This window comes from Aureicoccus marinus (assembly GCF_002954325.1).
GTDB lineage: Bacteria > Bacteroidota > Bacteroidia > Flavobacteriales > Flavobacteriaceae > Aureicoccus > Aureicoccus marinus.
This window is the reverse complement of the sequence record NZ_MQVX01000001.1, coordinates 698,021-722,553: the sequence shown is the minus strand read 5'-3', so window position 1 is coordinate 722,553 and position 24,533 is coordinate 698,021. Positions and strand designations below refer to the sequence as shown.

Genomic DNA, 24,533 nt, shown 5'->3' with positions numbered 1-24,533 from the left:
AAATGATGCCATAAAAAACCCGCCAGTTGGCGGGTTTTCTATATGAAATGAGATTGGTTTACTTCACTTCTTCGAAGTCAACGTCCTCTACATTATCTCCTTCTGATGCATTACCAGCGCTGGCGTCAGGTCCAGGCTCCCCTCCTGGGGCTCCTCCTTGTGCTTCTGCCTGTGCCTTATACATCTCTTCTGAAGCGACTTTCCAGGCCTCATTGATTTTATCAAGTGCTGGAGTAATAGCCTCAACCTCTTTGGTTTCGTAGACCTTCTTCAATTCTTCCAGAGCATCCTCGATCGGCTTCTTTTTGTCGTCAGACAATTTATCGCCGAACTCTTTGAGTTGCTTCTCTGTTTCGAAGATCATTTGGTCCGCCTTGTTCAAGGTATCGGCTGTCTCTTTGGCTTTGGCATCGGCTTCGGCATTGGCCTCCGCTTCTGCTTTCATCTTCTCGATTTCTTCTTCGGTCAATCCGGAGGAAGCTTCGATTCGGATGTCCTGAGATTTATTGGTCGCCTTGTCCGTTGCTGATACTTTGATGATACCATTCGCATCAATATCGAAGGTTACTTCGATCTGAGGTGTCCCTCTTGGAGCTGGTGGAATTCCGTCCAGGTGGAAACGTCCGATGGTTTTATTATCCGCAGCCATTGGGCGCTCTCCTTGCAGTACATGAATTTCAACCGAAGGCTGATTATCGGCTGCCGTGGAGAATACCTGAGACTTCTTTGTCGGGATCGTTGTATTGGATTCAATCAACTTCGTGGCTACCCCTCCCATGGTTTCAATACCCAAAGAAAGTGGAGTGACGTCCAAAAGAAGTACATCTTTTACATCTCCGGTCAAAACACCTCCCTGGATCGCAGCACCAACCGCAACAACCTCATCCGGATTTACTCCTTTAGAGGGCTTTTTACCGAAAAACTTCTCTACCGCCTCTTGTACCGCTGGAATTCGGGTCGAACCTCCAACCAGGATAATTTCGTCAATATCACTTTTAGAAAGACCTGCAGATTTCAAGGCGGCCTCACAAGGATTAATGGTACGTTTTACCAAGTCGTCGATCAATTGCTCGAACTTCGAACGGCTCAGGGTACGCACCAAGTGCTTTGGTCCGGAAGCTGTAGCCGTAACGTATGGCAAATTGATTTCTGTTTGGGCGGAAGCAGACAATTCAATCTTCGCCTTTTCAGCAGCCTCTCTCAAGCGTTGAAGCGCCATGGCATCCTGACGCAGGTCCATCCCTTCCTCGCTCTTGAACTCCTCTGCCAACCAATCGATAATCTTTTGGTCAACGTCATCACCTCCCAAGTGGGTATCTCCGTCTGTGGCAAGAACTTCAAATACTCCGTCACCCAATTCAAGAATAGAAACGTCATGGGTTCCCCCACCAAAATCAAATACGACAATCTTCTGGTCGCTGTTCTTTTTGTCCAAACCATAAGCCAAGGAAGCGGCTGTTGGCTCGTTGATAATTCTGCGAACGGTCAAACCGGCAATTTCACCAGCCTCTTTGGTCGCCTGACGCTGTGAATCGTTGAAGTAGGCCGGAACAGTAATTACTGCTTCAGAAACGGATTGTCCGAGGTAATCCTCTGCCGTTTTCTTCATCTTCTGCAGAATCATCGCTGATAATTCTTGTGGAGTGTACAAACGACCGTCGATATCTACACGTGGGGTATCGTTGTCACCCTTGACTACTTTATAAGGAACCCGATTCGCTTCTGTGGAAGATTCAGAGAATTTATTCCCCATGAATCGCTTAATCGAGTAAATGGTTTTTTCTGGATTGGTAACCGCCTGCCTTTTGGCCGGGTCGCCCACTTTGATTTCCCCTCCTTCAACGAAGGCGATTACAGAAGGCGTGGTGCGCTTCCCCTCTGCATTGGGGATTACTACCGGGTCGTTTCCTTCCATAACCGAGACGCAGGAATTGGTCGTACCCAAGTCGATTCCAATTATTTTGCTCATATGCTTCTACTTAATTTTATTAGAGATTTCGTCTGCCTTCTTAGGGCAAGCTTCGTGCCAGCTGTAAAAAGCTGACAAGCTGTCAGCGCTACTTGTTTTTGGCATTTCTCCTGTCACCTTCTGGAAGCAGGTCTCGCTATTTTAAATATCCGCAATAAACAAGCGGTAAAACGGCAAAAAAATGGCGATTTATGAAATAGGCCGTAGTATATTTGAGGACTAATCAGTAAAGGCAGGAAACATGGAGTGTATCAGTGTTTTCGACATGCTCAAAATCGGAGTTGGCCCTTCCAGTTCCCACACCTTAGGACCTTGGCGTGCGGCAGAATCATTTTTAAATGAACTGCGCTCCAAGCAGGCCATTTCCTCATTGCAATCGATTCAGATTGATCTCTACGGTTCTCTCTGCCTTACGGGCAAAGGACATGCCACAGATATCGCCGTGGTCATGGGGCTCGCCGGAGAAGATCCGGAACAGTGTCAGACCCAAGCCATACACCAACGGATTGATCGGGTCAAAAGGGAAAAAGTGCTCTCTCTTGGAGGGCAAACGGAACTCCCTTTTTCGTGGGATGATGACATCTTGTTTATTCGTGACTTTCTTCCTTACCACGCGAACGGCTTGCGTTTTCGAGCCCGACTTCAATCAGGCGAGGAGATCGCAGAAACCTATTACTCTATCGGTGGTGGCTTTGTAGTGCAAGAAGAAAACAAATCGACCGAAAATGAGGAGCTTAAGAATACCTTCCCCTTCCCTATTCTCAAAGCAGACGAAGCCCTCGCTTATTGCGAACGAGAAAAGAAGAGCCTGGCTGAATTGGTCTGGGAAAACGAATTAACCCTTCGTTCGGCGGAAGAAATTGATGCAGGACTTCAACGGATCTGGGATTGCATGTTGGCTTGTGTTTATGAAGGCTGTCATACAAAAGGCACTCTACCCGGCGGACTGTTTGTAAAAAGACGTGCTTTTGATATGCACCGCAATCTGATGGAAGAGGAACCCTATCAAGATCCGGAAAGCTGGATTGCGGCCATTCGCAAAACACGGGTTCGTTTCAGACAAATCTTAAAGTGGGTCAGTTGTTTCGCTCTTAGTGTAAACGAGGTCAATGCCTCCTTGGGACGCGTCGTAACAGCACCAACCAACGGCAGTGCAGGAGTTATCCCGGCGGTTTTAATGTATTACCTGGTGATCGAAAACCACAAGGCCAATTTTGAACACATCAAAACCTTCTTACTCGTCGCGGGCGAAATAGGAAGCATCTTTAAAAAAGGGGCGACTATTTCTGCGGCGATGGGAGGATGCCAGGCAGAGATTGGCGTTAGTTCCGCCATGGCCGCAGCCGGCCTTACTCAGCTTTTAGGAGGAACACCGGAACAAGTCATGGTCGCCGCAGAAATTGCGATGGAACACCATTTGGGCCTTACCTGTGATCCCATTGGCGGGCTCGTTCAAATTCCCTGTATAGAAAGAAATTCAATGGGTGCGATCAAAGCGATCAATGCGGCAGAGTTGGCCTTAGAAACGGATCCAACATCCACCAAAGTACCCTTAGATAAAGTCGTCAATACCATGTGGGAAACTGCCAAGGACATGAATTCCAAATACAAGGAAACCTCCGAAGGTGGTCTGGCTGTGGGGGTATTCCTCAGCGATTGCTAAGTGTTATTCTTTCATCGCATCGCATGCTGCGCGTCTGCGGGTATCGATCAGATAACTGATTTTCCATTTTCCGTCCAGTTTGACAAAATGAAAATTATTCACCCCACAATGACTAAACTCCCCATTGATCCAGAACTCGTATTCCGTCCAGGCATTGGCCATTGGACCGTCGACTTGGACCGAGTAGGACAAGAGTTTTTCTTCAAATTTGGTTGTAGCAGGAATGCTGGCGATGGATTGAATAAATTTTTCGAATTTCTCTTTGCGCCAGATGACTTCACCAGACTTATTGAATCCGATGGACTGTAGTACCACCCCTGGTGCTGCGGCCTCCTTTAACACAACCGAATCTTGAGCATGAAAAGCCGCGAAAAAGTCGTCGACCGCTTGCTTGACTTCGGCTTCCTCAGCTGACATTTGAGCCAAGGTATTACCGGTCATGACTAGCCCCAAAAGAAGAGTAAATACAAGCTTTACTGGGGACTTTTTCGCAGGAAATAAAGGAGAATTCTTCATGAGTTTGTTCTAATCGGTTCGGATAAAAGTACAGAAAGACTTACGAGATCAATCCGTAATTCTCGTTAAAATCCACGTAATTTGCTCTGGATCTAACGCTAGAACATGTCTACCGCTAAAAAAGAGTACAAGAGGGTAACGGTAAAATCCCTCATCGAGATGAAGCAAACCGGAGAGAAAATCTCTATGCTTACCGCCTATGACTATTCAATGGCCAAAATTGTCGATGCGGCACAAGTCGATGTCATCCTTGTGGGGGACTCCGCCAGTAATGTGATCGCCGGTCACGAAACCACCCTACCCATTACCCTGGATCAGATGATCTATCATGCGAGTTCCGTGGTTAGAGCAGCCAAAAGGGCTTTGGTGGTGGTCGACATCCCCTTTGGTAGTTATCAGAGTGACTCCAAAGAAGCGCTGCGTTCAGCCATCCGTATCATGAAAGAAAGCGGCGGTCATGCGGTAAAAGTCGAAGGAGGCGAAGAAATCAAAGACTCTGTAAAACGTATTATCCAAGCGGGGATTCCCGTTATGGGGCACCTAGGACTAACACCGCAGTCCATTTATAAATTCGGAACCTATACCGTTAGAGCCAAGGAAGAAGCCGAGGCAGAAAAGCTTAAGCGCGACGCCAAAATGCTCGAAAAGATTGGATGCTTCGCTTTGGTGCTGGAAAAAATCCCAGCCCAATTAGCGGAAGAAGTCGCGGCCAGCCTCACCATTCCTGTCATCGGAATAGGAGCCGGTGGTGGAGTGGACGGGCAAGTTCTTGTTGTCCACGATTTATTGGGCATGACGCATGAATTCAATCCGCGCTTCCTCAGAAGGTACATGAACCTCTACGACGAGATGGGCAAGGCCATCGGTCAGTACGTGGATGATGTGAAGAGTCGCGACTTTCCCAACGAGAGCGAACAATACTAGACCTCCCCTTCTATGGGACCTTTAGAAGAAATCCTCTTCGAAGACAATCACCTTTTGGTGGTTAATAAAAAGTGTGGTGAACTCGTACAGGGCGACCAAACCGGAGACCAGCCCTTGGTGGAGCGCCTTAAAGCGTACCTGGTTAAACGCTACAATAAGCCGGGTGCAGCCTTCTTAGGAGTGGTACACCGTCTGGACCGACCGACCTCCGGGGTTGTAGTCTTCGCCAAGACCTCCAAAGCCTTAAGTCGATTGAACGCCCAATTTGCCCAAGGGCAGACCCAGAAAACCTACTGGGCATTGGTCAATCAATTGCCTGATAAAAAGGAAACTGGAGAATTACATCATTGGCTTATTCGCAACCCCAAACAGAATAAATCCTACGCCCATCCCGATAAAAAATCGAACAGCAAAGAAGCCCGTTTGCGCTACCGCACCCTAAAAAAGTTGGATCGCTACTTTTGTCTAGAAATTGATTTGCTTACCGGGCGACACCACCAGATACGGGCTCAATTAGCAGCTTGCAGATCTTGGATCAAAGGAGATTTAAAGTATGGAGCCAAAAGATCAAACCCCGATGCGGGGATCAGTCTTCACGCCCGTAAGCTGCAACTGGAACACCCGGTAAAAAAAGAGCAAATGACTTTTGTTGCTCCCCCACCCCGAGGTGATGTTTGGCCTCTGGATTAGCGGACCGTATTCAAGGCTTTTTCACGGATAATCTCCGCAACGGGTCGGTTCTGTAAATGACTCTCCAGCCAGGAGAGTATATCGAGGTAAAGGAAGGCTCGCTTCTCGTAAGGATGGTTCTCAAACTTCTTTAGTTCTACGTAGAGTTTCTCAAATTCAGCCCGCAGCTCGGTCGGATAAATATCCCCAAGGCGGCGCAAGAACTTGATCATTTCTTTTTGAACGGCGTGCAAGTCATTCATCTTGAGCAGGAACTTGAAAGTACTTTTGAGCTGAACTTCCAGGTGATAATCCAACCCAGCTTCGTAATGGGCCACCAAGCTTAGAACGCGAGCAAAACACATGAGGTCTTCGCGCATTTTTAGCTGCTTATTCTCGATGATGCGCTTGAGGTACTGAATGCAATTTTTATGGTCCCCTATCCCAAAGTATAAACAAGCTAGTTTGTAATAGAGCAACATGATATGGTGCTGATCAATGCGGTCTTGGTGCTTTTCTATTCCGTATTCAACAATCTGAACCAAGGGCAGGCCTTTCTCAAAAGTACCTTCCATAAAGTGCAGATTGAGTTTATTGGAATTCAAATACAAGAAGGCCAGAGAAGCGATGTTCTCATTTTTCGGAAAACGGTCGGAAGTCAGAATCTCTTCCAACTTTTCAAGGGTTTCCCGAAACTGCGAACTGTATTTGATAAAAAAGAGGGATTCCAGTAAGTAATGATTCGACTTCAAGAAGAAAACCGGATTCAGGTAAATCTGTTCCGGGTGCTCGTAAAAAAGGTCTACCCACTTATTGGCAAAGCGGTAACAACCTAAAAAATCCTGGGTCAAAAAGGAATACCAGAGGTGGGCCTTGTACAACCACATTTTCTCGCGAAAACCGAGTTCAGTCATTTCAAATTCAGGTAAATGCGTTTCAAAAAAACGCTCCACCCTTTCCAGATCCGTATCGTTCCTTACATACCCCACCTTCAGCATCATCGCGTATAGTTCGAGTGATAAGTTGGAGAGTGCGCTAGCGAGTTCATTTTGACGAGAAAGCCATTGGGCTTGGGCAGTAAGCTCTTCTGCTCGGTCCGGAATACTCCGCGTGATGTACTGGGTTTCTATACTCTTCTCGAGTTCGACAATTTCGCTGGCGATGGTCTTTTCTTCATTGTCCAGGGCCATGGTTTTGGCCTTATCCAACAACTTAAGGCTTTGCTTATACAGGCCCTTTTGGTAAAGAATGGTTGCAAAATCCAACTGTTCTCTGATTTGAACCCGCGTATTTTGATGTGCTGGATTCAATCGCAGGCTGACCAAAAGTTGTTTGTAGAGGTGGGCTTTGAGGTTGGAGAGCTGGGCTTTTTTAACGATTCCCTGATCGAGAATCATCCTTTCTTTATAGACTTTCATCTTGTCCAAAAGGTTGAACAAGGCAAGGAATTTGGCATCGGCATTCACCCCCAAGCGCCCAACATAGAGTTTGAACTGGCGCTTCTCGGACTTCGAGAGGGATTTAACCAGAATAAACAAGGGATCTTTTGGCGGGTTTGTCATCGTAATGAAAATCTATATAAAAAACTGTAAACCAGTGCCTTAAATAATCAAATAGGAGCTTTAGCCTCGTAATGCCAAAGAAGTCCTCAACGGGCTCCCTATTGACTGCTTTACATTTGAAATTGCCTGTTAAAATGTCGACAAATGAGTAAAGATAAGGTACAAATCTTTGACACCACCCTGCGTGATGGGGAACAAGTTCCAGGTTGCAAACTGGATACCACTCAAAAACTAATCATCGCCGAACGACTGGATCACCTGGGCGTCGATGTGATCGAAGCGGGATTCCCTATATCCAGTCCAGGAGATTTTCGCAGTGTAAGTGAGATTGCTAAACTCGTGCGCAACGCCACCGTTTGTGGCTTGACCCGATCGGTCCAGAAGGACATCGAGGTGGCCGCTGAAGCTATCAAACACGCCAAAAGACCTCGGATCCATACCGGTATCGGTACTTCTGAATCCCACATCAAATTTAAATTCAACTCCACTCAGGACAAGATTTTGGAGCGCGCCGTAAACGCGGTCAAGTTGGCCAAGAAGTACGTAGAAGATGTTGAATTCTACGCGGAAGATGCCGGACGCACAGATAACGAGTACCTGGCTCGGGTTTGTGAGGCCGTGATCAAAGCAGGCGCAACCGTTTTGAATATTCCGGATACCACCGGCTATTGCCTGCCAGAAGAGTATGGTGCCAAAATGAAGTACCTCAAAGAAAATGTAACAGGCATTGACAAGGCCATCCTTTCCTGTCACTGCCACAACGATTTAGGTTTGGCCACGGCCAATTCTATTGCTGGGGTGATTAACGGAGCCCGCCAGATTGAGTGTACAATCAACGGCATTGGTGAACGCGCCGGAAATACCTCTTTGGAAGAAGTGGTTATGATTTTGCGCCAACACCCTAATTTGAATCTCGATACCAATATTGACAGCAAGTTGCTTTACAGCACCAGTCAAATGGTTTCGCAGAAAATGGGTATGCCTGTACAGCCCAATAAAGCCATCGTCGGATCCAACGCTTTTGCGCACAGTAGTGGTATTCACCAGGACGGGGTAATCAAAAACAGAGAGACTTACGAAATTATTGATCCAGAAGATGTTGGGGTCAATCAATCGAGTATTGTCCTGACGGCCCGAAGCGGTCGTGCCGCTCTTGCCTACCGCGCCAAAAATGTAGGATACGAACTCACTAAACTTCAATTGGACGAAGTTTACCAGAAATTTTTGGAATTTGCAGACCGCAAAAAAGAAATTAATGACGAAGACATCCACGAAATTGTAGAGCAATCTGCAGTGGATGTAGAACGTGTAGCCTAATGAGTAAAACCTTATTCGACAAGGTTTGGGATGCCCACGTGGTCGACAGCGTACCCAATGGCCCTCAGATCTTGTATATCGACAAGCACCTCATTCACGAGGTCACCAGCCCACAGGCCTTTGCCGAGCTTGAACAACGCGGAATACCGCTGTACAGGCCTCAGCAGGTGGTCGCTACCGCGGACCACAATGTACCGACCCTCAACCAGCACTTACCCATTAAAGACGCCCTTTCGCGAAAGCAGGTTGATCTTTTGAGTAAAAATTGCGAAAACCACGGGGTCACCCTTTACGGATTGGGACACCCTTACCAAGGAATCGTGCATGTCATGGCCCCTGAATTAGGGATCACTCAACCCGGGATGACCATGGTTTGTGGTGACAGTCACACCTCCACTCATGGGGCTTTTGGTTCTATTGCCTTTGGAATCGGAACCTCGCAAGTGGCTATGGTGTTTGCCAGCCAATGCTTGCTGCTCAACAAGCCCAAAAAGATGCGTATAAAGGTGGACGGTGACTTAAACCAAGGCGTAACACCCAAGGATGTGATCTTGTACATTATTGCTCAACTAGGCACCAATTCCGGGACTGGCTATTTTGTCGAGTATGCCGGCAGCGTTTTTGAGCAAATGAGTATGGAAGGCCGCATGACGGTCTGTAATATGAGCATTGAAATGGGAGCTCGCGGAGGGATGATTGCCCCCGATCAAACCACTTTTGACTATGTGCAGGGTCGTGAATTTGCCCCTAAAGGAGAGGAGTGGGAAAAGAAACTGGCCTATTGGAAAAGTCTCCCAACGGAAGAAGGCGCTGAATTCGATCAAGAATACAGCTTTGACGCCGCAGACATTGAGCCCATGATTACCTATGGGACCAATCCGGGAATGGGAATCCCTCTATCGGGTACTATTCCAGATAGTGGCGATCAGAATTTCGAAAAAGCCCTCAACTACATGGGCTTTAACCCTGGGCAAAGTCTGGTGGATCACCCGATCGATTATGTATTTATCGGAAGCTGCACCAATTCACGCATCGAAGACTTTCGACAAGCGGCAGCGGTTGTAAAAGGACGGCAGAAATCTCCTGCGATCACCGCCTGGATTGTACCAGGATCACAGCAAGTAGCCAAGCAGATCAAAGAAGAGGGCCTGCAAGATATTTTTGAAGCGGCAGGTTTTGCCATTCGCCAGTCGGGCTGCTCGGCTTGTTTAGGAATGAATGAAGACAAAATTCCTTCCGGTGCCTACTGTGTTTCGACCTCGAACCGAAACTTTGAAGGTCGCCAGGGTCAAGGGGCTCGTACTTTGCTGGCTTCTCCTCTACTCGCCGCCCAAACCGCGATTGAAGGTAAACTCACAGTAATCAATTCCCTCGAACCGGCACTATGAAAAAATTGAATAAAATAGAGTCTTCAGCGGTTCCTTTACCGATTGAAAACGTCGATACAGATCAAATTATTCCGGCTCGTTTTTTAAAAGCCACAGACCGCGAAGGATTTGGTGAAAATCTTTTTAGAGACTGGAGGTTCAAAGCCGACGGCACGCCCTTACCTGATTTTGTTTTAAACCAAGAAACCTACAGTGGTGAGATTTTGCTGGCCGGAACGAATTTCGGTTGTGGTTCCAGTAGAGAGCACGCTGCTTGGGCCCTGGCTGATTATGGCTTCCGCGTTATTGTTTCGAGTTATTTCGCCGATATTTTTAGAGGCAATGCCTTGAACAACGGTATCCTCCCTATTCAGGTAGAGGAAGAGATCCTGCAAAAGCTGCTCGCCGCAACTTCAAATAATCCGCAAACCAGCTTTAGGGTTAATTTAGAAGAACAAGTGTTGGAAGCACCGGAACTGGGAATCAAAGTCGATTTCGCCATCGATGACTACAAAAAGATGTGCCTGCTGAACGGGTACGACGATATTGACTTCTTATTGAGTAAAAAAGACGAAATTCAGGCTTTCGAAAAAAGCCGAAGCCACTGATTCATGAAAAAAAAGATTGCCCTTTTACCCGGAGATGGGATTGGCCCCGAAGTGGTCAATGAAGCCGTTAAATGTTTGGACGCCATCGCCAGCCGATTCGGTCACGACTTTGAGTATATCGAAGCTCCTGTTGGTGCCATTGCTATAGACCAGACAGGAAATCCTCTGCCAGAGTCGACATTGGAGGTTTGTCGCGAAGCAGACGCTATTCTTTTTGGATCCATTGGCGATCCCAAATACGATGATGACCCCACGGCGAAAGTTCGTCCGGAACAAGGTCTGCTCCGATTAAGGAAAGAAATGCAACTCTACACCAACATTCGCCCTGTAGAGGCTTACCCGGAATTGATCGATCAGTCTCCTTTGAAAAACGACCGCATTGCCGGAACAGATTTCGTGATTTACCGGGAATTGACCGGTGGGATTTACTTCGGAGAAAAATGGCTTTCTGAGGACCAGGAATCGGCCTCAGACCTCTGCCTGTACACGGCAGATGAAATCAGAAGAATTGGGCACTTGGCTTTTCAGGCAGCCGAAAAAAGAAGAAAGAAATTAACCCTGGTCGATAAGGCCAACGTGTTGGAAAGCTCCCGTTTATGGAGAAGAACCATCACCGAATTGGGCAAAGCGTATCCAGATGTTCAACTGGACTTTCTGTTTGTCGATAATGCGGCCATGCAAATTGTTTTGAACCCAAGCCAATTTGATGTGGTGCTGACCGAAAATATGTTTGGTGATATATTATCGGATGAAGGAAGTGTTATTGCCGGGTCCATCGGACTCTTAGCTTCGGCTTCCGTCGGAGACAGCACGGCCTTGTTTGAACCGATTCACGGTTCCTTTCCACAGGCCAAGGGGCTGAACATTGCCAACCCAGTCGCCTCCATCCTATCGGCGGCCATGCTCTTGGATCATTTCAATATGACCGAAGAAGCCCTGGTGCTACGACAGGCGGTCTCTCAATCCCTAAAACAAGGGGTGGTCACCAGTGACCTCAAAAGCGGAAGCCCTTTTGGCACCTCCGAAGTGGGTGATTTTATCGCTGATTTTGCGGGTGACGATTCGGCCTCCGATAAGCTCAATGACGAAAATATCGGCCTGGGGAAGTCTACTATTATTTAAGCTGTCCCTGAAGTTCTACGAGGGTTTCGTGGAATTCTTCCGTGAATTTTTGATACACCTCTCCGGTGGCCTTGCCATTGAATCCGGCATGGATTCGAATGGGTTTGTGGTTTTTATCCAAGAATAGGATAGTCGGATACGACCAGACGGAGCTCAACATGGGTAATTTCTGTTGTGCGTCTTGTTTATCTACTCCCCCGTATTGAGCCAGGAGAATAGGGTAATCCATTTCCAGTCGATCTTGATGTCTTTTCAGCAGAGACAAGGCTTTCTCTTCTGGTTTAGCATATTCAAAGGCCAAGGCCACAAAGGGCACTTCAATTTCTGAGTGTGCTTTTCGGTACTGAGCGACAAACCTGGACTCTTCCAAACAGTTCGGGCACCAACTACCAATCAACTGAACGACCACGGGTTTTCCTTTAAACTCCTCGTCTTCCAGGCTTCGCAATTGCCCTTCCGTGTCTTTGAATGAAAAAGCGAGACGGTCATATCCCGGCAGCAAATAAGTCAAGCTGTCCGGAGAAGGCAATTCGTATTCGGCATTCTTCCAAGCCGTAAACTCGCTGAGGTAGTGGTTCCCTGAGTAAAATTTTCCCTTGAGGCTATCGCTTTCCATTCCTGCTAAAAAAAGAAACTGATGGGCCCCATCGAAGGTACTTAACCACAAAGAGTCTTTTTTCACCTCTCCCTCCAGGTAGCGGTAATCTCCTGTCGTGGTTCTGATGGTACCAGTCAGCCGCGTACCCTCTTGCTTAAATTCAGCTAGAGCCGGATAAGGTGTAGGCGTCTCCGTTTCGAAGACCGCTTGCCAGGAACCCTCAAAATTAGCATCGGACGGCTCAAGGTCTGCTCCTTTCATTTTTCCAGGGCGGGCACTAAAATTCAACTCTCTTCCCAAATTGGGTAGTAGGTACTTTCCCCAGAGCGAATCCTTCGAATAGTTCAGGTCAAAATGAGTTTCAAATACTGGAAATTCAACCTTGGCCTTTTCTTCAGCCAATTTCGCTACGTAGGAGTCCAATGTTTCCTCTGCGTTATAGAAGGTCATTTTCCAGCTTTCTCCTTCCTCCACAACCGCAAATCGAACAGGGAGTTTCTTTCCTTCTTGAACCTCCAGATATCCGGTCCACTGCCCCGGTTCCGGGCTCTTATTTTCTTCCTCGCAGGAGCTGAAAAGGAACAAGATGATCAAGAAAGAAACGCTCGAAAGCGCTGAGAGAATTTGTGAAGCTGATTTCATAGTATTGCGTTGAACGGCTTTAGACGTTAAACTTAGTCTTTTTATACAGGGAATGGTCGTTTTTTTTTCGACCGCCCAAGCCTCTTCTTCGCAAGTGCATTCCTTATATTTGCGCGATATAGTTGACCCTGAGGTAAATTCCCATGAAAATTTCCTATAACTGGATGAAAGAAATGCTTCCCCTGAATTGGGAGGCTGAAAAAGCTGGAGAGCTGCTTACTGATCTCGGACTCGAAGTCGAAGGCATTGAAGCCTTTAGCAGCGTTAAAGGTGGCTTAGAAGGAGTCGTAATCGGCAAGGTACTCGAGTGCCAACAGCACCCTAATGCAGACCGACTAAAACTGACCCAAGTCGATATCGGACAGGAAGAACCTGTACAAATAGTCTGCGGGGCACCTAATGTTGCTCAAGGCCAGACGGTTCCCGTTGCCACTATCGGTACCGAATTGTACGATGGTGAAGGCAATCCCTGGAAAATCAAAAAAGGAAAAATTCGCGGTGAATTCAGTCATGGAATGATTTGCGCCGAAGACGAACTGGGTCTGGGCGAAAGTCACGAGGGAATTCTTGTTTTGGAAGACCACTGGCAAGCCGGTACTCCACTCAAGGAAGTATTTACCGTCGAAGAAGATCAGGTTTTTGAGATTGGCCTGACGCCAAACCGAGCGGACGCCATGAGTCATTTTGGGGTTGCCCGTGACCTTCGCGCCGGCCTGGCTCTAAAAAACGAAGACGCGACTTTGACACCTCCTTCTATAAGTGCGTTCTCTGTAGACTCCCCTACCCACCCGGTAGAAGTACAGGTAGAAGATGCCGAAGGAGCTCCGCGTTATGCTGGGCTAACATTGACCAACCTTACTGTCGCCCCATCACCCAATTGGTTGCAAAACCGCTTAAAGGCGATTGGCCTGAGTCCGATCAACAATATTGTCGATGCCACGAACTATGTGCTTCATGAGCTGGGACAGCCCTTGCACGCCTTCGACTTAGATAAAGTACAAGACCGGACCATCGTTGTAAAACGTCTTCCGGAAGGAACAACGTTTACTACCCTCGATGGGGTAGAAAGAAAACTTTCGGCCGAAGATTTGATGATCTGTGATAGCCAGAAGCCGATGTGTATAGCGGGTGTTTTTGGTGGTCAGTATTCTGGGGTGAGCGATTCAACAACCTCTATTTTCTTGGAGAGCGCCTATTTTGATCCTGTTTCTATTCGTAAAACAGCCAAAAGACATGGCCTGAATACCGATGCCTCTTTCCGTTTTGAGCGAGGAATCGATCAGGAGCAAGTGGTTTATGCTTTAAAAAGAGCGGCCTTGCTTATTCAAGAAATTGCTGGTGGTCAAGTCAGTTCTCCGGTCATTGATCTGGAGGAACAGAAGGCTTCGTCACACCCCGTTTTCTTGAACTACAGCCGACTCGACAGCCTCATCGGAAGTACAATCGACCGGGAGGTGATCAAAAAATACTTCCTCTCTTGGATATTCAAATTCAAGGAGAAAACGCAAAAGGCCTGAACCTACTCGTTCCTTTTTACCGAGTGGACGTCACCCGAGAGGTAGACGTTATCGAAGAAATCTTGCGGGTGTACGGATACAATACCGTAGAAATCCCCGAAAAAATGACTTTTTCTGTGGCCAGCAGCAAATGGAGTGAACCTCATTTATTAGAGACCCAACTCAGTCAATTCTTGAGCGCGAAGGGCTTTAATGAAATCCTGACCAATAGCCTGGAGCCCCTCGAAATGGAGAAGTTTCGGATCGCCGCCTCCAAAGAAGTACAACTGCTCAACCCCTTGAGTTCCGATCTCGGTCGAATGCGAACAGAGGGCGCTGTTTCCGGTCTTCCGGTTCTTCGCCACAACAGCAACCGGCAGCAGGATCATCTAGCCTTATTCGAATGGGGAAAAACCTACCACAAGGTCAGTGAAGAATCCAAACAGGAATCTTATGAGGAAAAGAAATACCTGGGTCTGTGGATGGCAGAGAAAGAAGTTTATCCCCACTGGAAATCCAGTGGCAAAACAGCCGATTACTACACCCTGAAAGGTCAATTGGAGTCTTTAATGAATCGTATCGGTATTACCCTTGATACGCCTAGTTATGTGGAGGAAAAAGGGATGTATAGCGATGGGTTGGAATGGAAAATCAAAGGAACAACCCTGGCTCAGGTCGGGACATTAGATCCGGCTCTTTGTAAACACTTTGACCTAAAGCTAGAAGTGTACTACGCCCAAATAAACTGGGACCTTTGTTTGGAACTCCTGGCCTCCAGAGAGCAAATCCAGTACAAAGCGGTATCGAAGTTTCCGGCGGTGCGCAGAGACCTCGCCCTGCTGGTCGATCAGCAGGTTACTTTTGCTGACATCAAAGGGCAAGCCCTAAAGGCAGAAAACAAAATCCTAAAATCAGTTGGACTCTTCGATGTATACGAAGGCAAGGAATTACCACAGGGCAAAAAGTCCTATGCGGTACATCTGACCTTACAAGATGAAGGAAAAACCTTGACGGATAAGCAGATCGACAAGAGCGTGCAGCGTATTACCCAACGTCTTCAAAACGAACTAAAAGCGGAATTGCGTTAATCGTAAGTTGGCGGTAAAATCAAGCCGTCGATGCCGTGCATCAATTGGTCTTCCTGTGTAGAAAGGTCCGCCTGTGTAATTCGGGCCTTGTTCCCGTGAGAATCTACCAAGAGTATATCCAGCCCTTCCATTTTAAAATGAAGTCGATCACCCAATAAGGTGGGATAACTCATTCTTCCTTTGTTTTTTGCCAAATCGTTGAGAAGACGCGAGGCGCTTAGTTTTCCGGCAACAATGTGATAGCGCAAGACATTTTCTAAAAAAGAGGGATCCTGACGATTGAATAGTTGCTGAAACTGTTCCTTGGGAAGATTCCAAAACACTTGATCTGCGGGAGCAAATAAGGTGTAGTCGTCCACCTTTTCCAGCGTGGCTGAAAGCTCACTTTTGTTCAAGGCATTTAGTATTGTCTTATGGCTGTCCTGAGCCTGCAGACCAGTGGTCAGAGCAAACAGAGCCATACACAATAAGAGTCGAATGCTTATTTCCTTAAACATGGTTAGTTTGTCAGTTTGGTTTCTGGACTGGAACCTCTAAGTTGAGACCAGTGCAGAAGGGCTAAACTAGTGAAAAAAAGTTGATCCCTGGGAATCAAATTCTCGGGATATGGACTTTTTATCAAATACAACTACTCAATTTTATGCCTGAGGGTTTTACTTCTGCATTCTGTTATGTAACTTTAGGCCGTTGCTATAAAAAGATGTTATGTTGAACCCAGTAAATGTGCGACGGGCCCTCGACAAGGTGCGCCCGAGCGATTCTACAAATTCTTTAAATGTAGAGGCTTTCGTCCAGTCCATCTGGAACAGTGAAGAGGAAGAAAAAAGCAGAATAAAAAACGCTTTCCAAAAAAAGAGTGAGTCTATTGAAAATACATTTGATTTAGACTTATTGGAAACCGAAAGAATTTACTCCTTAGAAACCATTAAAAACGTCTGTACGGACTACCGATTGCGGTTTCTGGATGTGCGTTACTTCAAGCCGGAGATACCGGAAGAAGCGGTTCAGGAAATTCGATTCCTGGAAAAGCAGCACGGTACCGAACTTCAAGGATTAAAAATCATGGCCCCTTCCAAGCTCTTCCGCTTAGAAGATAAGGACGATCCCCTCTTGTTCGCTCCGATTGGAAACGGATATTACTACCTTATCCATCAATGGGGAAATGATTTACACCCCTTGCGCAAGCTGATGGTATGGCCCATGAAAGGGATGATAGAATTAGCCCTTACCCTTTGTGTTCTAAGCTTAGCCCTGACTTATTTGGTTCCTGACGGCTTGTTTTCTAAGAACAGTTCTAGTGCAGAATTCTGGTTGGTGTTCTTTTTTGTGTTCAAATGCGTGGTAGCCATTGCTTTGTATTACGGATTTGCTCGTTCAAAGAACTTCAATCCGTTTATTTGGAACAGCAAGTACTTCAACGCCTAGACCGTTTCTAGACCGTACATTTTTTCGCGTAATTCCCGAATCCCTTTGTCTGACATGTATTCGTCAAAGGTGGTATAGCGATCGATGACTCCCCCTGGGGTGAGTTCAATGATTCTATTGGCCACGGTTTGTACGAACTCATGATCGTGGGTGGTGAGTAATAAATTGCCTTTAAAATTCTTCAAAGAATTGTTGAAGGCCGTGATACTCTCAAGATCCAAGTGGTTGGTGGGCTCATCCAATAACAGGACGTTGGCTCGGAGCATCATCATGCGACTGAGCATACAACGTACCTTTTCACCTCCAGAAAGAACGGTGGACTTCTTCAATGCCTCCTCCCCACTAAATAGCATTTTACCTAAAAAGCCGCGGATGTAGACTTCTTCCTTCTCCTCATCTGTCTTAGCCCACTGGCGTAACCAATCGACCAGGTTCATATCATCACTGAAGTAAGAACTATTGTCTAAGGGCAAATAGGACTGGGTGGTCGTTACCCCCCATTGAAAAGTCCCTTCTTCTGCTTTTTGATGGCCTGTGATGATTTGATAAAAGGCCGTAGAGGCTCTTGAATCCTTGGAAAGAATGGCCACTTTATCTCCTTTGGCCAAATTCAAATCAATCTTTTGGAACAAGAGGTCTCCATCTTCAGAATAGGCCTTGAGTTTTTCGACCTGCAAGATTTGATCGCCCGCTTCTCTTTCCCGATCAAAAATAATGGCAGGGTAACGGCGACTCGATGGCTTGATTTCATCCACCTTGAGTTTTTCCAGCATTTTCTTTCGCGAAGTGGCTTGTTTACTCTTCGCCACGTTTGCACTAAATCGCTGGATGAACTCTTGAAGTTCTTTGGCTTTTTCTTCTGCTTTCTTGTTCTGCTGAGCTCGCTGTCTGGCTGCCAGCTGGCTGCTCTCATACCAAAAGGTGTAGTTCCCCGAGAACAAGTTGATTTTACCAAAGTCAATATCGGCGATGTGGGTACAGACCGAGTCTAAAAAGTGACGGTCGTGTGAAACGACGATGACGGTATTATCGTAGTTGGCTAAGAAATCTTCCAACCAAGAAATGGTTTCGTAATCCAAGTCGTTCGTCGGCTCATCCATGATCAGCACGTCGGGATTTCCGAAAAGCGCCTGAGCCAAAAGCACACGCACCTTCATTTTTGGATCCAAATCGGACATTTGTGTGTAGTGCAAGGCTTCGGCTATCCCCAAGTTGGACAACAAGGCGGCTGCATCACTTTCGGCATTCCAGCCGTTCATCTCTTCAAACTGCACCTGCAGCTCCCCTATTCGATCGGCGTTCTCGTCTGAATAGTCCGCATACAACTGATCCATCTCTGTTTTGACAGCAAACAAGGGCTGATTACCTCGCATAACAGATTCCAAAACCGGGAACTCATCATAGCGGTTGTGGTTCTGTTCAAGTACCGACATGCGCTTTCCGGGTTCCAAATGACTCCCTCCTGAGGTGGGATCGATTTGCCCCGAGATCACCTTTAAAAAGGTGGATTTTCCCGCTCCATTTGCGCCGATGATACCATAGCAGTTTCCGGTAGTGAAACTGACATTGACCTCATCAAAAAGAACGCGTTTTCCGAATTGTACAGATAAATTGTTTACCGAAAGCATGCAGACAAAATTTTGGCAAAAGTAGCCAAAAACAAGCTCTCATTTAACCTCCGATTAAAAACAGTGTTTTACCTTACTAAAAGCGGCCTTAACAACATTTAACGGCTCATTAACAGCACCCCTAAATCCGGTTCTCTAGATTTGTAAGACGTCGATTGAATATGAAGCATTTATTACCTCTCTGCCTCTTAGTCGTGCTTGCAAGTTGTGGGAAGAAGGACAAGCCTGAAAACTTGGTCTTTTTCAGCGGCCAGATTGTTCATCCCACCAGTGACTATGTCGTCCTGCATAAGGGAGATGAAGTCATCGATTCGGCCAAGCTCGACAAGAACAACCGGTTCTCCATCGAGATAGAAAATCTTGAACCGGGTCTTCACCACTTTCAACATGCACCAGAGTACCAGTACGTTTATCTAGAGCCTGGTGACAGCATTTTGATCCGCTTGAATACCATGGCCTTCGACGAATCCCTGGCCTTCTTCGGTAGCAATGAACAAATCAACAACTTCCTCATCGAAATGTACCTCAGTCACGAGGATGAAGAAGAGCTGGTCTCTACTTACTACGGACTAAGCCCGGAAGAGTTCCGACACAAAATGGATAGTCTTCGCGACATGAAAATGGAAGAGTTGCAAACCCTTCTCAACGAAGTAGAAATGTCGGAAGAAGCCCGAGAAATGGGTCAGGCGGTTATCGATTTCGGAAACTACGTCTACCGAGAGAAGTACCCCTTTGTACACAAAAAGAAAGTTAAGGAAGACGGATTCCCTCAACTTCCTAAAGACTTTTACGCTTACCGCTCTGAACTCAATGTTAGCAGCGAACAGCTGAGTTATCTAGAACCCTATTACGATTTCTTGAAATACCATTTCGGGAACTTGACCTATATGGCTTGTATGGATACCTGTGCTGTAGCAAAGCCCAGTCAAAAGGACTTTCTGCACCTGAATACCCACAAGCTACGTCTTATTGATAGCCTGGTCGATCAGGAAACCCTTAAGAATAACCTCATGCGCAATGTGGCCTTGGATTACCTGATCAAGGTTCACCGGCAGATCCGCAAACGGAGGATTTTTTAGCCTTATACGAAGGTTTTTCGAGCCATCAGGGCCACAAAGAAGAAATCAGAGTTAAGTTCAAAGGAATTCAGGAATTGCAATTTGGAGCACCTCTCCCGGCTGTTAAGGTTTGGGGTATGGACAACAACCAAGTGAGCTTTCCGCAAATTTCGAAAGGCAAACACACCTTGTTTTACTTTTGGTCAGGGCGACAAATGGGACACTTTAAAAATGTTACCCGACAACTGGACAGCCTTCAAAGAAAGCGTCCGGACTGGCAATTTGTGGGTATTAACCTCGAAACTGCAGAACAGGATTGGCGGGGAATGGTTCGCAAGATGCAAGTCGATACCGCCCTCCAATTTCGAGTAAGTGATTCCGATCAGATCAGACACCTCTTGCACGACCTGAATCAGTGCATTATAGCACAGGACACTATTGTGCTGAACGGTTTTGCCCATATGAAAAGAACCCTGCTACTGCAGGGTTCTCAAGAGCTGGCAAGCCAGTAAGTTTATCCGTTTCCTTTTCGGTAATCCGCTAAGAATTTCTCGAGTCCGATGTCGGTTAGAGGATGCTTCAGCAATCCTTCAATCGCCGATAGAGGTCCGGTCATCACGTCTGCACCAATCTTTGCGCAATCAATAACATGCATGGTATGACGCACCGAAGCGGCCAAGATTTGAGTTTCAAATCCGTAGTTGTCATAGATCTGGCGAATCTCAGCAATAAGATTTAATCCGTCTGTTGAAATATCGTCCAAGCGTCCGATAAAAGGGGAAACATAAGTGGCTCCTGCCTTCGCAGCCAAAAGCGCCTGGCCGGCAGAGAAAACCAGTGTACAATTGGTTCTAATTCCTTTATCGGTAAAATAGCGAAGTGCCTTTACGCCGTCTTTGATCATCGGAACTTTAACGACAATCTGAGGATGTAAGGCCGCAAGGGCTTCTCCTTCTGCAACCATTTCATCAAAGGTTGTACTCACCACCTCGGCAGATACGTCTCCGTCTACCGCCTCGCAAATATTGACGTAGTGCTGAATAATATTGTCATGCCCGGTGATGCCTTCTTTGGCCATAAGCGATGGATTAGTCGTCACACCATCAAGAACGCCCAGCGCTTGAGCTTCTTTGATCTGGTCTAGGTTCGCTGTATCGATAAAAAATTTCATAGATGAATAGGTTTAGTTCAAAACTACAACTTATAGTGCTGCGCTAATAACTTTTCGTACCAAGTACCGGGAAGTAACCCCTTTAATTTGATGGAGAATTTTTGAAGAAACTCCCCTACTGGATAATGTACTTTGGGTTGAGCTGTATTGAGAATGTGCTCAATCTGCTTGCCGACCGCAATCGGGTCAGAAGCTCCATCCACATCCTCGTCGATGCGATCAAGACTGAAGCCATAGGTCTTCTCGTAGGGGGACCCTTCGATCACAGGTGCATGGTAACGCCCTTGGGCAATGTTGGTCGCGAAATCTCCAGGGGCCAAGGAGCAAATCCGAATCCCCTGTCCTTTGGTTTCTAGCCGAAGGGATTCCGTCATCAGGGAAAGGGCTCCCTTAGAAGCGGAATAGGCCCCTCGAAAAGGCAAACCCATATAGCCTGCGATAGAGGTAATATTGATGATCGTTCCCCCATTCTGGGACCGCATTACGGGCAAAACCTCTTGGATCAAGCGTAAAGGACCATAAAAATTGGTCTCAAATACGGCCTGCATCTCATCTAGCGGTGTTTCTTCAACCGGACCGGTAATTCCAATACCCGCATTGTTCACCAAAACATCGATACGGCCGGCTTTGTCCATCAGCTCCTGAACACATTTCTGAACACTTTCGGGTTCGCGAACATCGAGCTGGACAAGAGGAAAGTCAGTAAAGTCTTTGTAGTTGTTGGGATTTCGGGTCGTGCCGTAAACCGCATACCCTTTAGAAAGGAGATGCAAGCCGATGGCTTTGCCGATCCCCGAAGATGCACCGGTGATTAAAACAATTTGTTCAGCTGCCATGATAGGGGTTGATTTTACCCAACAAAAAACGGCAAGCTACCTACATCGCACCGCTACAACCACATACCCTTGCTGCGTTCCCACCCTGGGGGATTCTGCAGGAGCTGGTCGTGTAGGACTTGCCGCGGGCAAAGATAGAACCTTTTCCTCTTGTGGCAATTGGGATATCCTATTAATTTCGTGTAAGATGAAAAAACCACTTTTACTCCTTTTTGCTCCCTTGTTCCTGCTTCTCACCCAATGCAAGGACGACCCGAATTTTGATGATTTAAAGATTCAAATTGAAAACAATACCCAATTAAAGGCGGGCGATCCCCTCTCTTGGACCCTGAAAAATCCTAAGAATCGGGAATGGAGTCTGCTCTCCGTTCACTTGGATGATCAAACCCTAAGTTCAGGGAATAAGGAAATCACCTTGCCCGAATTTCCGCTTGGCGATCAAGAGCTGCAATTCAAATTTCTGGTCGGCGAGGACACCTTGACCAAAAGCAAATCCATTCGCCTCTTGTCCAAAACCCCTCCGAAGTTATATACCTATACCCTGCTCAATGAATTTCGCCATGATCCGAGTGCCTATACACAGGGATTGGAATTTTATGGCGACACCCTGCTCGAGAGCACCGGTAAAAGAGGGAATTCGCTTTTGAAGAAACTGGAGTTCGAAACAGGTAAAGTGTGGGCCCTGACCGCCTTGGAAGATCAATACTTCGGAGAAGGCCTGACCGTTTGGGATGATCAGGTTGTTTGGCTTACTTGGGAAGCCGGACTGGGCTTTGTTTACGATCTATCTGGACTCGGGCGAGAAAAGTCCTTTGCCTATGGCGAAAGCAAACAAGGTTGGGGGCTGTGCCATGATGAGGAGTTCATTTATAAAAGCGACGGCACCCATAAGCTCTGGAAATTGGATCCCAAAACTTTAAAAGAGGTTGGACACATACAATTGGTGACCCACAAATCGTTATACAACAAAGCGAATGAGCTCGAGTATGTCGACGGAAAGATATACGCCAATGTTTACCAGAAGCAAAGCATCATGATTATCGATGCCAAATCAGGAGCCCTGACTGGAGTGGTCAATATGGGTGGTCTTATGGAAAGAGTGAAAAAAGGTTCCGAGTGGGATCCTTTGAATTCTGTACTTAATGGCATCGCCTACCACCCGGGACGTGACAGTTTTTTTATCACGGGTAAGAACTGGAACAAGCTCTTTGAAATTCGCTTTGAAGAGAAATAAATGAATAGAATTCCTCCTTCCCATTCAAGAAAACCCTTTTGGGCTGCAACCGTGGTATTACTCGTGGTAAGCACACTGCTCATCACCTCTTGCCGGGAAGATTTTAACTTCAATCCGAGCACAGGGCAGTTGGCTTTTTCTAAAGACACCCTTTTTCTGGATACTATCTTCACCGGGATTTCCAGTAGCACCTACAATTTTAAAGTATACAACACCTCTGATGAAGACATCCTCATCCCCTCTGTCCGCCTGGCAGAAGGAAACAGTAGCTCCTACCGTCTAAATGTTGATGGTTTAGCGGGTCAGTCCTTTGAAGACATTCCGCTACTGGCCAAGGACAGTCTATTTGTTTTTGTTGAAGTTACGCAGAGACTGGACGGAAGTCAACCGGACTTTCTGTTGACCGACCAAATCCTGTTTGGCGACGGGATTTCGGACCAGACGGTTGAACTGGTCACTCTGGTGAGGGATGCGGTATTCCTGTACCCAGAACGCGGGGAAGATGGCGAAAGAGAGTTGGTTCCTATCGGCACGGACGGACAAGGCAATATTATCGCTCTTGAAGGATTTTTATTGGAAGACGACGAACTGCGTTTTACGGCAGATAAGCCTTATGTGATTTACGGATATGCAGCGGTACCCGAAGATCGTGATCTGGTCATTGACCCGGGAGCACGACTCTACTTCCACAAGAACTCAGGAATTTATGTAGGTCCTCAGGGCAGCCTTCAAGTGAACGGGGCTTTAAGTACGGACGTGGAGCTGAAAGAGAATGCCGTTATTTTTGAAGGAGACCGCCTGGAACCCGAATGGGAATACCAGTCTGGTCAATGGGGCGGGGTTTGGCTTTCGGCCGAAAGTCGTCCTAGTCAAATGAATCACCTGATTTTACGCAATGCCAGCGTCGGGATTTTTCTGGAAGGCGGAGGAACCGAGACAACGCGTTTAACGCTGACCAACAGTCAAATCCACAACAGCCAAAATATTGGCCTCCTACTCCGCAATAGCCGAGCAGAAATTGACAACTCCATCATCGGAAGTGCGGGGATTTACAGCGTGTACCTGAATTTAGGCGGACACTATCAATTTCGGCACTGTACACTAGCTAATTACTGGACCGCAGGATTTCGGAATACACCAGCGCTGTTTATCGACAACTTCATCGATTTGGGTACGGCCGGTATACTCACTGGAGATTTGGAACAAGCGAATTTTATAAATACCATCATCGACGGAAATCGCTCCCTGGAATTTTTAGCTGCAGCGAGCCCGGCAGCAAGTTTCGAATTTAGCTTGGACCATTGCTTGCTTCGGTTTAACGATCTGAGTCAGACCTTGGTCAACGATCCTTTATACGATTTTACCAGTATCAATCGCTACCGCTCCCTCTTTTTAAACAACCCTGCGGAGTTCACTGAACCAGCTTTTGAGGATTTTCGCTTACTTCCTGAATCTGGAGCCAGGGAACGCGCCCGTGAATCCATATCGGCTCTACTTCCTCTGGATCTGTGGGGGAATACCCGTACTCTACCAGCGGATTTGGGTGCCTTGGAATATATTCCCGAATAAAGAAAAACCTCAATTTTATTGTGGGAAATCTGTAGTCCAATCCACAAAATGCACCCTACCTTGTCCCTCCA

At 46.8% G+C, this 24,533-nt stretch carries 20 protein-coding genes, 1 other RNA gene and 1 pseudogene; 13 read left to right on the top strand and 9 right to left on the bottom strand.

All coding sequences use genetic code 11. From position 1 onward, the window contains the following. Positions 1 to 58: 58 nt before the first annotated feature. Positions 59 to 1,969 carry a molecular chaperone DnaK gene (gene dnaK / locus BST99_RS03420; protein ID WP_105000549.1) on the bottom strand — a complete coding sequence of 637 codons (1,911 nt, stop codon included), beginning with the start codon at positions 1,967 to 1,969 and terminating at the stop codon, positions 59 to 61. A gap of 241 nt (positions 1,970 to 2,210) precedes the next feature. Between dnaK and BST99_RS03415 the strand changes: the two genes are divergently transcribed. Continuing rightward, complete coding sequence (locus BST99_RS03415) at positions 2,211 to 3,632, top strand: L-serine ammonia-lyase (protein WP_105000548.1); 1,422 nt, start codon at positions 2,211 to 2,213, stop codon at positions 3,630 to 3,632. Positions 3,633 to 3,635: 3 nt separating this feature from the next. Here the strand turns inward: BST99_RS03415 and BST99_RS03410 are convergent, their stop codons facing one another. Continuing rightward, positions 3,636 to 4,073, bottom strand: a complete 438-nt coding sequence (locus tag BST99_RS03410) for a nuclear transport factor 2 family protein (protein WP_105002422.1) — start codon at positions 4,071 to 4,073, stop codon at positions 3,636 to 3,638. A gap of 180 nt (positions 4,074 to 4,253) precedes the next feature. On the opposite strand from BST99_RS03410, the gene panB reads away from it, so the two are divergent. Further along, on the top strand, positions 4,254 to 5,072 hold the full coding sequence (panB, locus tag BST99_RS03405) for a 3-methyl-2-oxobutanoate hydroxymethyltransferase (RefSeq protein ID WP_105000547.1): 819 nt from the start codon (positions 4,254 to 4,256) through the stop codon (positions 5,070 to 5,072). Between the two features lie 12 nt (positions 5,073 to 5,084). Further along, positions 5,085 to 5,762 (top strand): RluA family pseudouridine synthase, encoded by a 678-nt coding sequence (locus BST99_RS03400; RefSeq protein WP_105000546.1) that lies wholly within the window; start codon positions 5,085 to 5,087, stop codon positions 5,760 to 5,762. On the opposite strand, the gene BST99_RS03395 is transcribed toward BST99_RS03400, so the two are convergent. Then, positions 5,759 to 7,303: a hypothetical protein gene (locus tag BST99_RS03395; protein WP_105000545.1), complete on the bottom strand. Its 1,545-nt coding sequence runs from the start codon at positions 7,301 to 7,303 to the stop codon at positions 5,759 to 5,761. The two genes, BST99_RS03400 and BST99_RS03395, sit on opposite strands and share 4 nt — an antisense overlap. 144 nt (positions 7,304 to 7,447) lie before the next feature. Here BST99_RS03395 and BST99_RS03390 point away from each other — a divergent pair, with 144 nt between their 5' ends. Genes BST99_RS03390 through leuB form a run of 4 tightly spaced genes read left to right on the top strand, consistent with a single transcriptional unit; the run spans position 7,448 to position 11,717 of the window. After that, positions 7,448 to 8,620, top strand: a complete 1,173-nt coding sequence (locus BST99_RS03390; protein ID WP_105000544.1) for a 2-isopropylmalate synthase — start codon at positions 7,448 to 7,450, stop codon at positions 8,618 to 8,620. Further along, a complete protein-coding gene (gene leuC / locus BST99_RS03385) occupies positions 8,620 to 10,008 on the top strand; it encodes a 3-isopropylmalate dehydratase large subunit (protein ID WP_105000543.1) in 1,389 nt (462 codons plus the stop codon). The genes BST99_RS03390 and leuC overlap by 1 nt, the downstream gene beginning before the upstream one ends. Then, entirely contained in the window at positions 10,005 to 10,595 is a 591-nt protein-coding gene (gene leuD / locus BST99_RS03380) for a 3-isopropylmalate dehydratase small subunit (protein ID WP_105000542.1), read from the top strand. The genes leuC and leuD overlap by 4 nt, the downstream gene beginning before the upstream one ends. A 3-nt stretch (positions 10,596 to 10,598) precedes the next feature. Further along, on the top strand, positions 10,599 to 11,717 hold the full coding sequence (leuB, locus tag BST99_RS03375) for a 3-isopropylmalate dehydrogenase (protein WP_105000541.1): 1,119 nt from the start codon (positions 10,599 to 10,601) through the stop codon (positions 11,715 to 11,717). Here leuB and BST99_RS03370 read toward each other — a convergent pair. Beyond that, complete coding sequence (locus BST99_RS03370; RefSeq protein WP_105000540.1) at positions 11,710 to 12,957, bottom strand: TlpA disulfide reductase family protein; 1,248 nt, start codon at positions 12,955 to 12,957, stop codon at positions 11,710 to 11,712. The genes leuB and BST99_RS03370 overlap by 8 nt on opposite strands. 143 nt (positions 12,958 to 13,100) lie before the next feature. On the opposite strand from BST99_RS03370, the pseudogene pheT reads away from it, so the two are divergent. Continuing rightward, positions 13,101 to 15,541, top strand: a pseudogene (gene pheT / locus BST99_RS03365) (phenylalanine--tRNA ligase subunit beta). Here the strand turns inward: pheT and BST99_RS03360 are convergent. Then, positions 15,538 to 16,038, bottom strand: a complete 501-nt coding sequence (locus BST99_RS03360) for a fasciclin domain-containing protein (protein ID WP_105000539.1) — start codon at positions 16,036 to 16,038, stop codon at positions 15,538 to 15,540. The pseudogene pheT and the gene BST99_RS03360 sit on opposite strands and share 4 nt — an antisense overlap. Positions 16,039 to 16,246: 208 nt before the next feature. On the opposite strand from BST99_RS03360, the gene BST99_RS03355 reads away from it, so the two are divergent. After that, positions 16,247 to 16,966: a hypothetical protein gene (locus tag BST99_RS03355; RefSeq protein ID WP_105000538.1), complete on the top strand. Its 720-nt coding sequence runs from the start codon at positions 16,247 to 16,249 to the stop codon at positions 16,964 to 16,966. Here BST99_RS03355 and BST99_RS03350 read toward each other — a convergent pair. Then, on the bottom strand, positions 16,963 to 18,594 hold the full coding sequence (locus BST99_RS03350) for an ABC-F family ATP-binding cassette domain-containing protein (RefSeq protein ID WP_105000537.1): 1,632 nt from the start codon (positions 18,592 to 18,594) through the stop codon (positions 16,963 to 16,965). The genes BST99_RS03355 and BST99_RS03350 overlap by 4 nt on opposite strands. Positions 18,595 to 18,755: 161 nt before the next feature. On the opposite strand from BST99_RS03350, the gene BST99_RS03345 reads away from it, so the two are divergent. Beyond that, positions 18,756 to 19,673 (top strand): hypothetical protein, encoded by a 918-nt coding sequence (locus BST99_RS03345; RefSeq protein ID WP_105000536.1) that lies wholly within the window; start codon positions 18,756 to 18,758, stop codon positions 19,671 to 19,673. 116 nt (positions 19,674 to 19,789) lie between these two features. Continuing rightward, entirely contained in the window at positions 19,790 to 20,164 is a 375-nt protein-coding gene (locus BST99_RS03340; RefSeq protein ID WP_105000535.1) for a TlpA family protein disulfide reductase, read from the top strand. Between the two features lie 2 nt (positions 20,165 to 20,166). On the opposite strand, the gene fsa is transcribed toward BST99_RS03340, so the two are convergent. The 3 genes from fsa to ffs form a co-directional block, all read right to left on the bottom strand. Then, positions 20,167 to 20,823: a fructose-6-phosphate aldolase gene (gene fsa, locus BST99_RS03335; protein WP_105000534.1), complete on the bottom strand. Its 657-nt coding sequence runs from the start codon at positions 20,821 to 20,823 to the stop codon at positions 20,167 to 20,169. 23 nt (positions 20,824 to 20,846) lie between these two features. Further along, positions 20,847 to 21,659: an SDR family oxidoreductase gene (locus tag BST99_RS03330; RefSeq protein ID WP_105000533.1), complete on the bottom strand. Its 813-nt coding sequence runs from the start codon at positions 21,657 to 21,659 to the stop codon at positions 20,847 to 20,849. Positions 21,660 to 21,685: 26 nt separating this feature from the next. After that, positions 21,686 to 21,784, bottom strand: an RNA gene (gene ffs / locus BST99_RS03325) — signal recognition particle sRNA small type. Positions 21,785 to 21,846: 62 nt separating this feature from the next. Between ffs and BST99_RS03320 the strand changes: the two genes are divergently transcribed. Together BST99_RS03320 and BST99_RS03315 are read left to right on the top strand one after the other, a co-directional pair. Continuing rightward, positions 21,847 to 22,893, top strand: a complete 1,047-nt coding sequence (locus BST99_RS03320) for a glutaminyl-peptide cyclotransferase (protein ID WP_105000532.1) — start codon at positions 21,847 to 21,849, stop codon at positions 22,891 to 22,893. Continuing rightward, the gene (locus tag BST99_RS03315; RefSeq protein ID WP_146106189.1) at positions 22,894 to 24,462 is read left to right on the top strand and encodes a right-handed parallel beta-helix repeat-containing protein; all 1,569 of its coding nucleotides are present in this window, start codon (positions 22,894 to 22,896) and stop codon (positions 24,460 to 24,462) included. It begins immediately after the preceding gene. Positions 24,463 to 24,533: the final 71 nt, after the last annotated feature.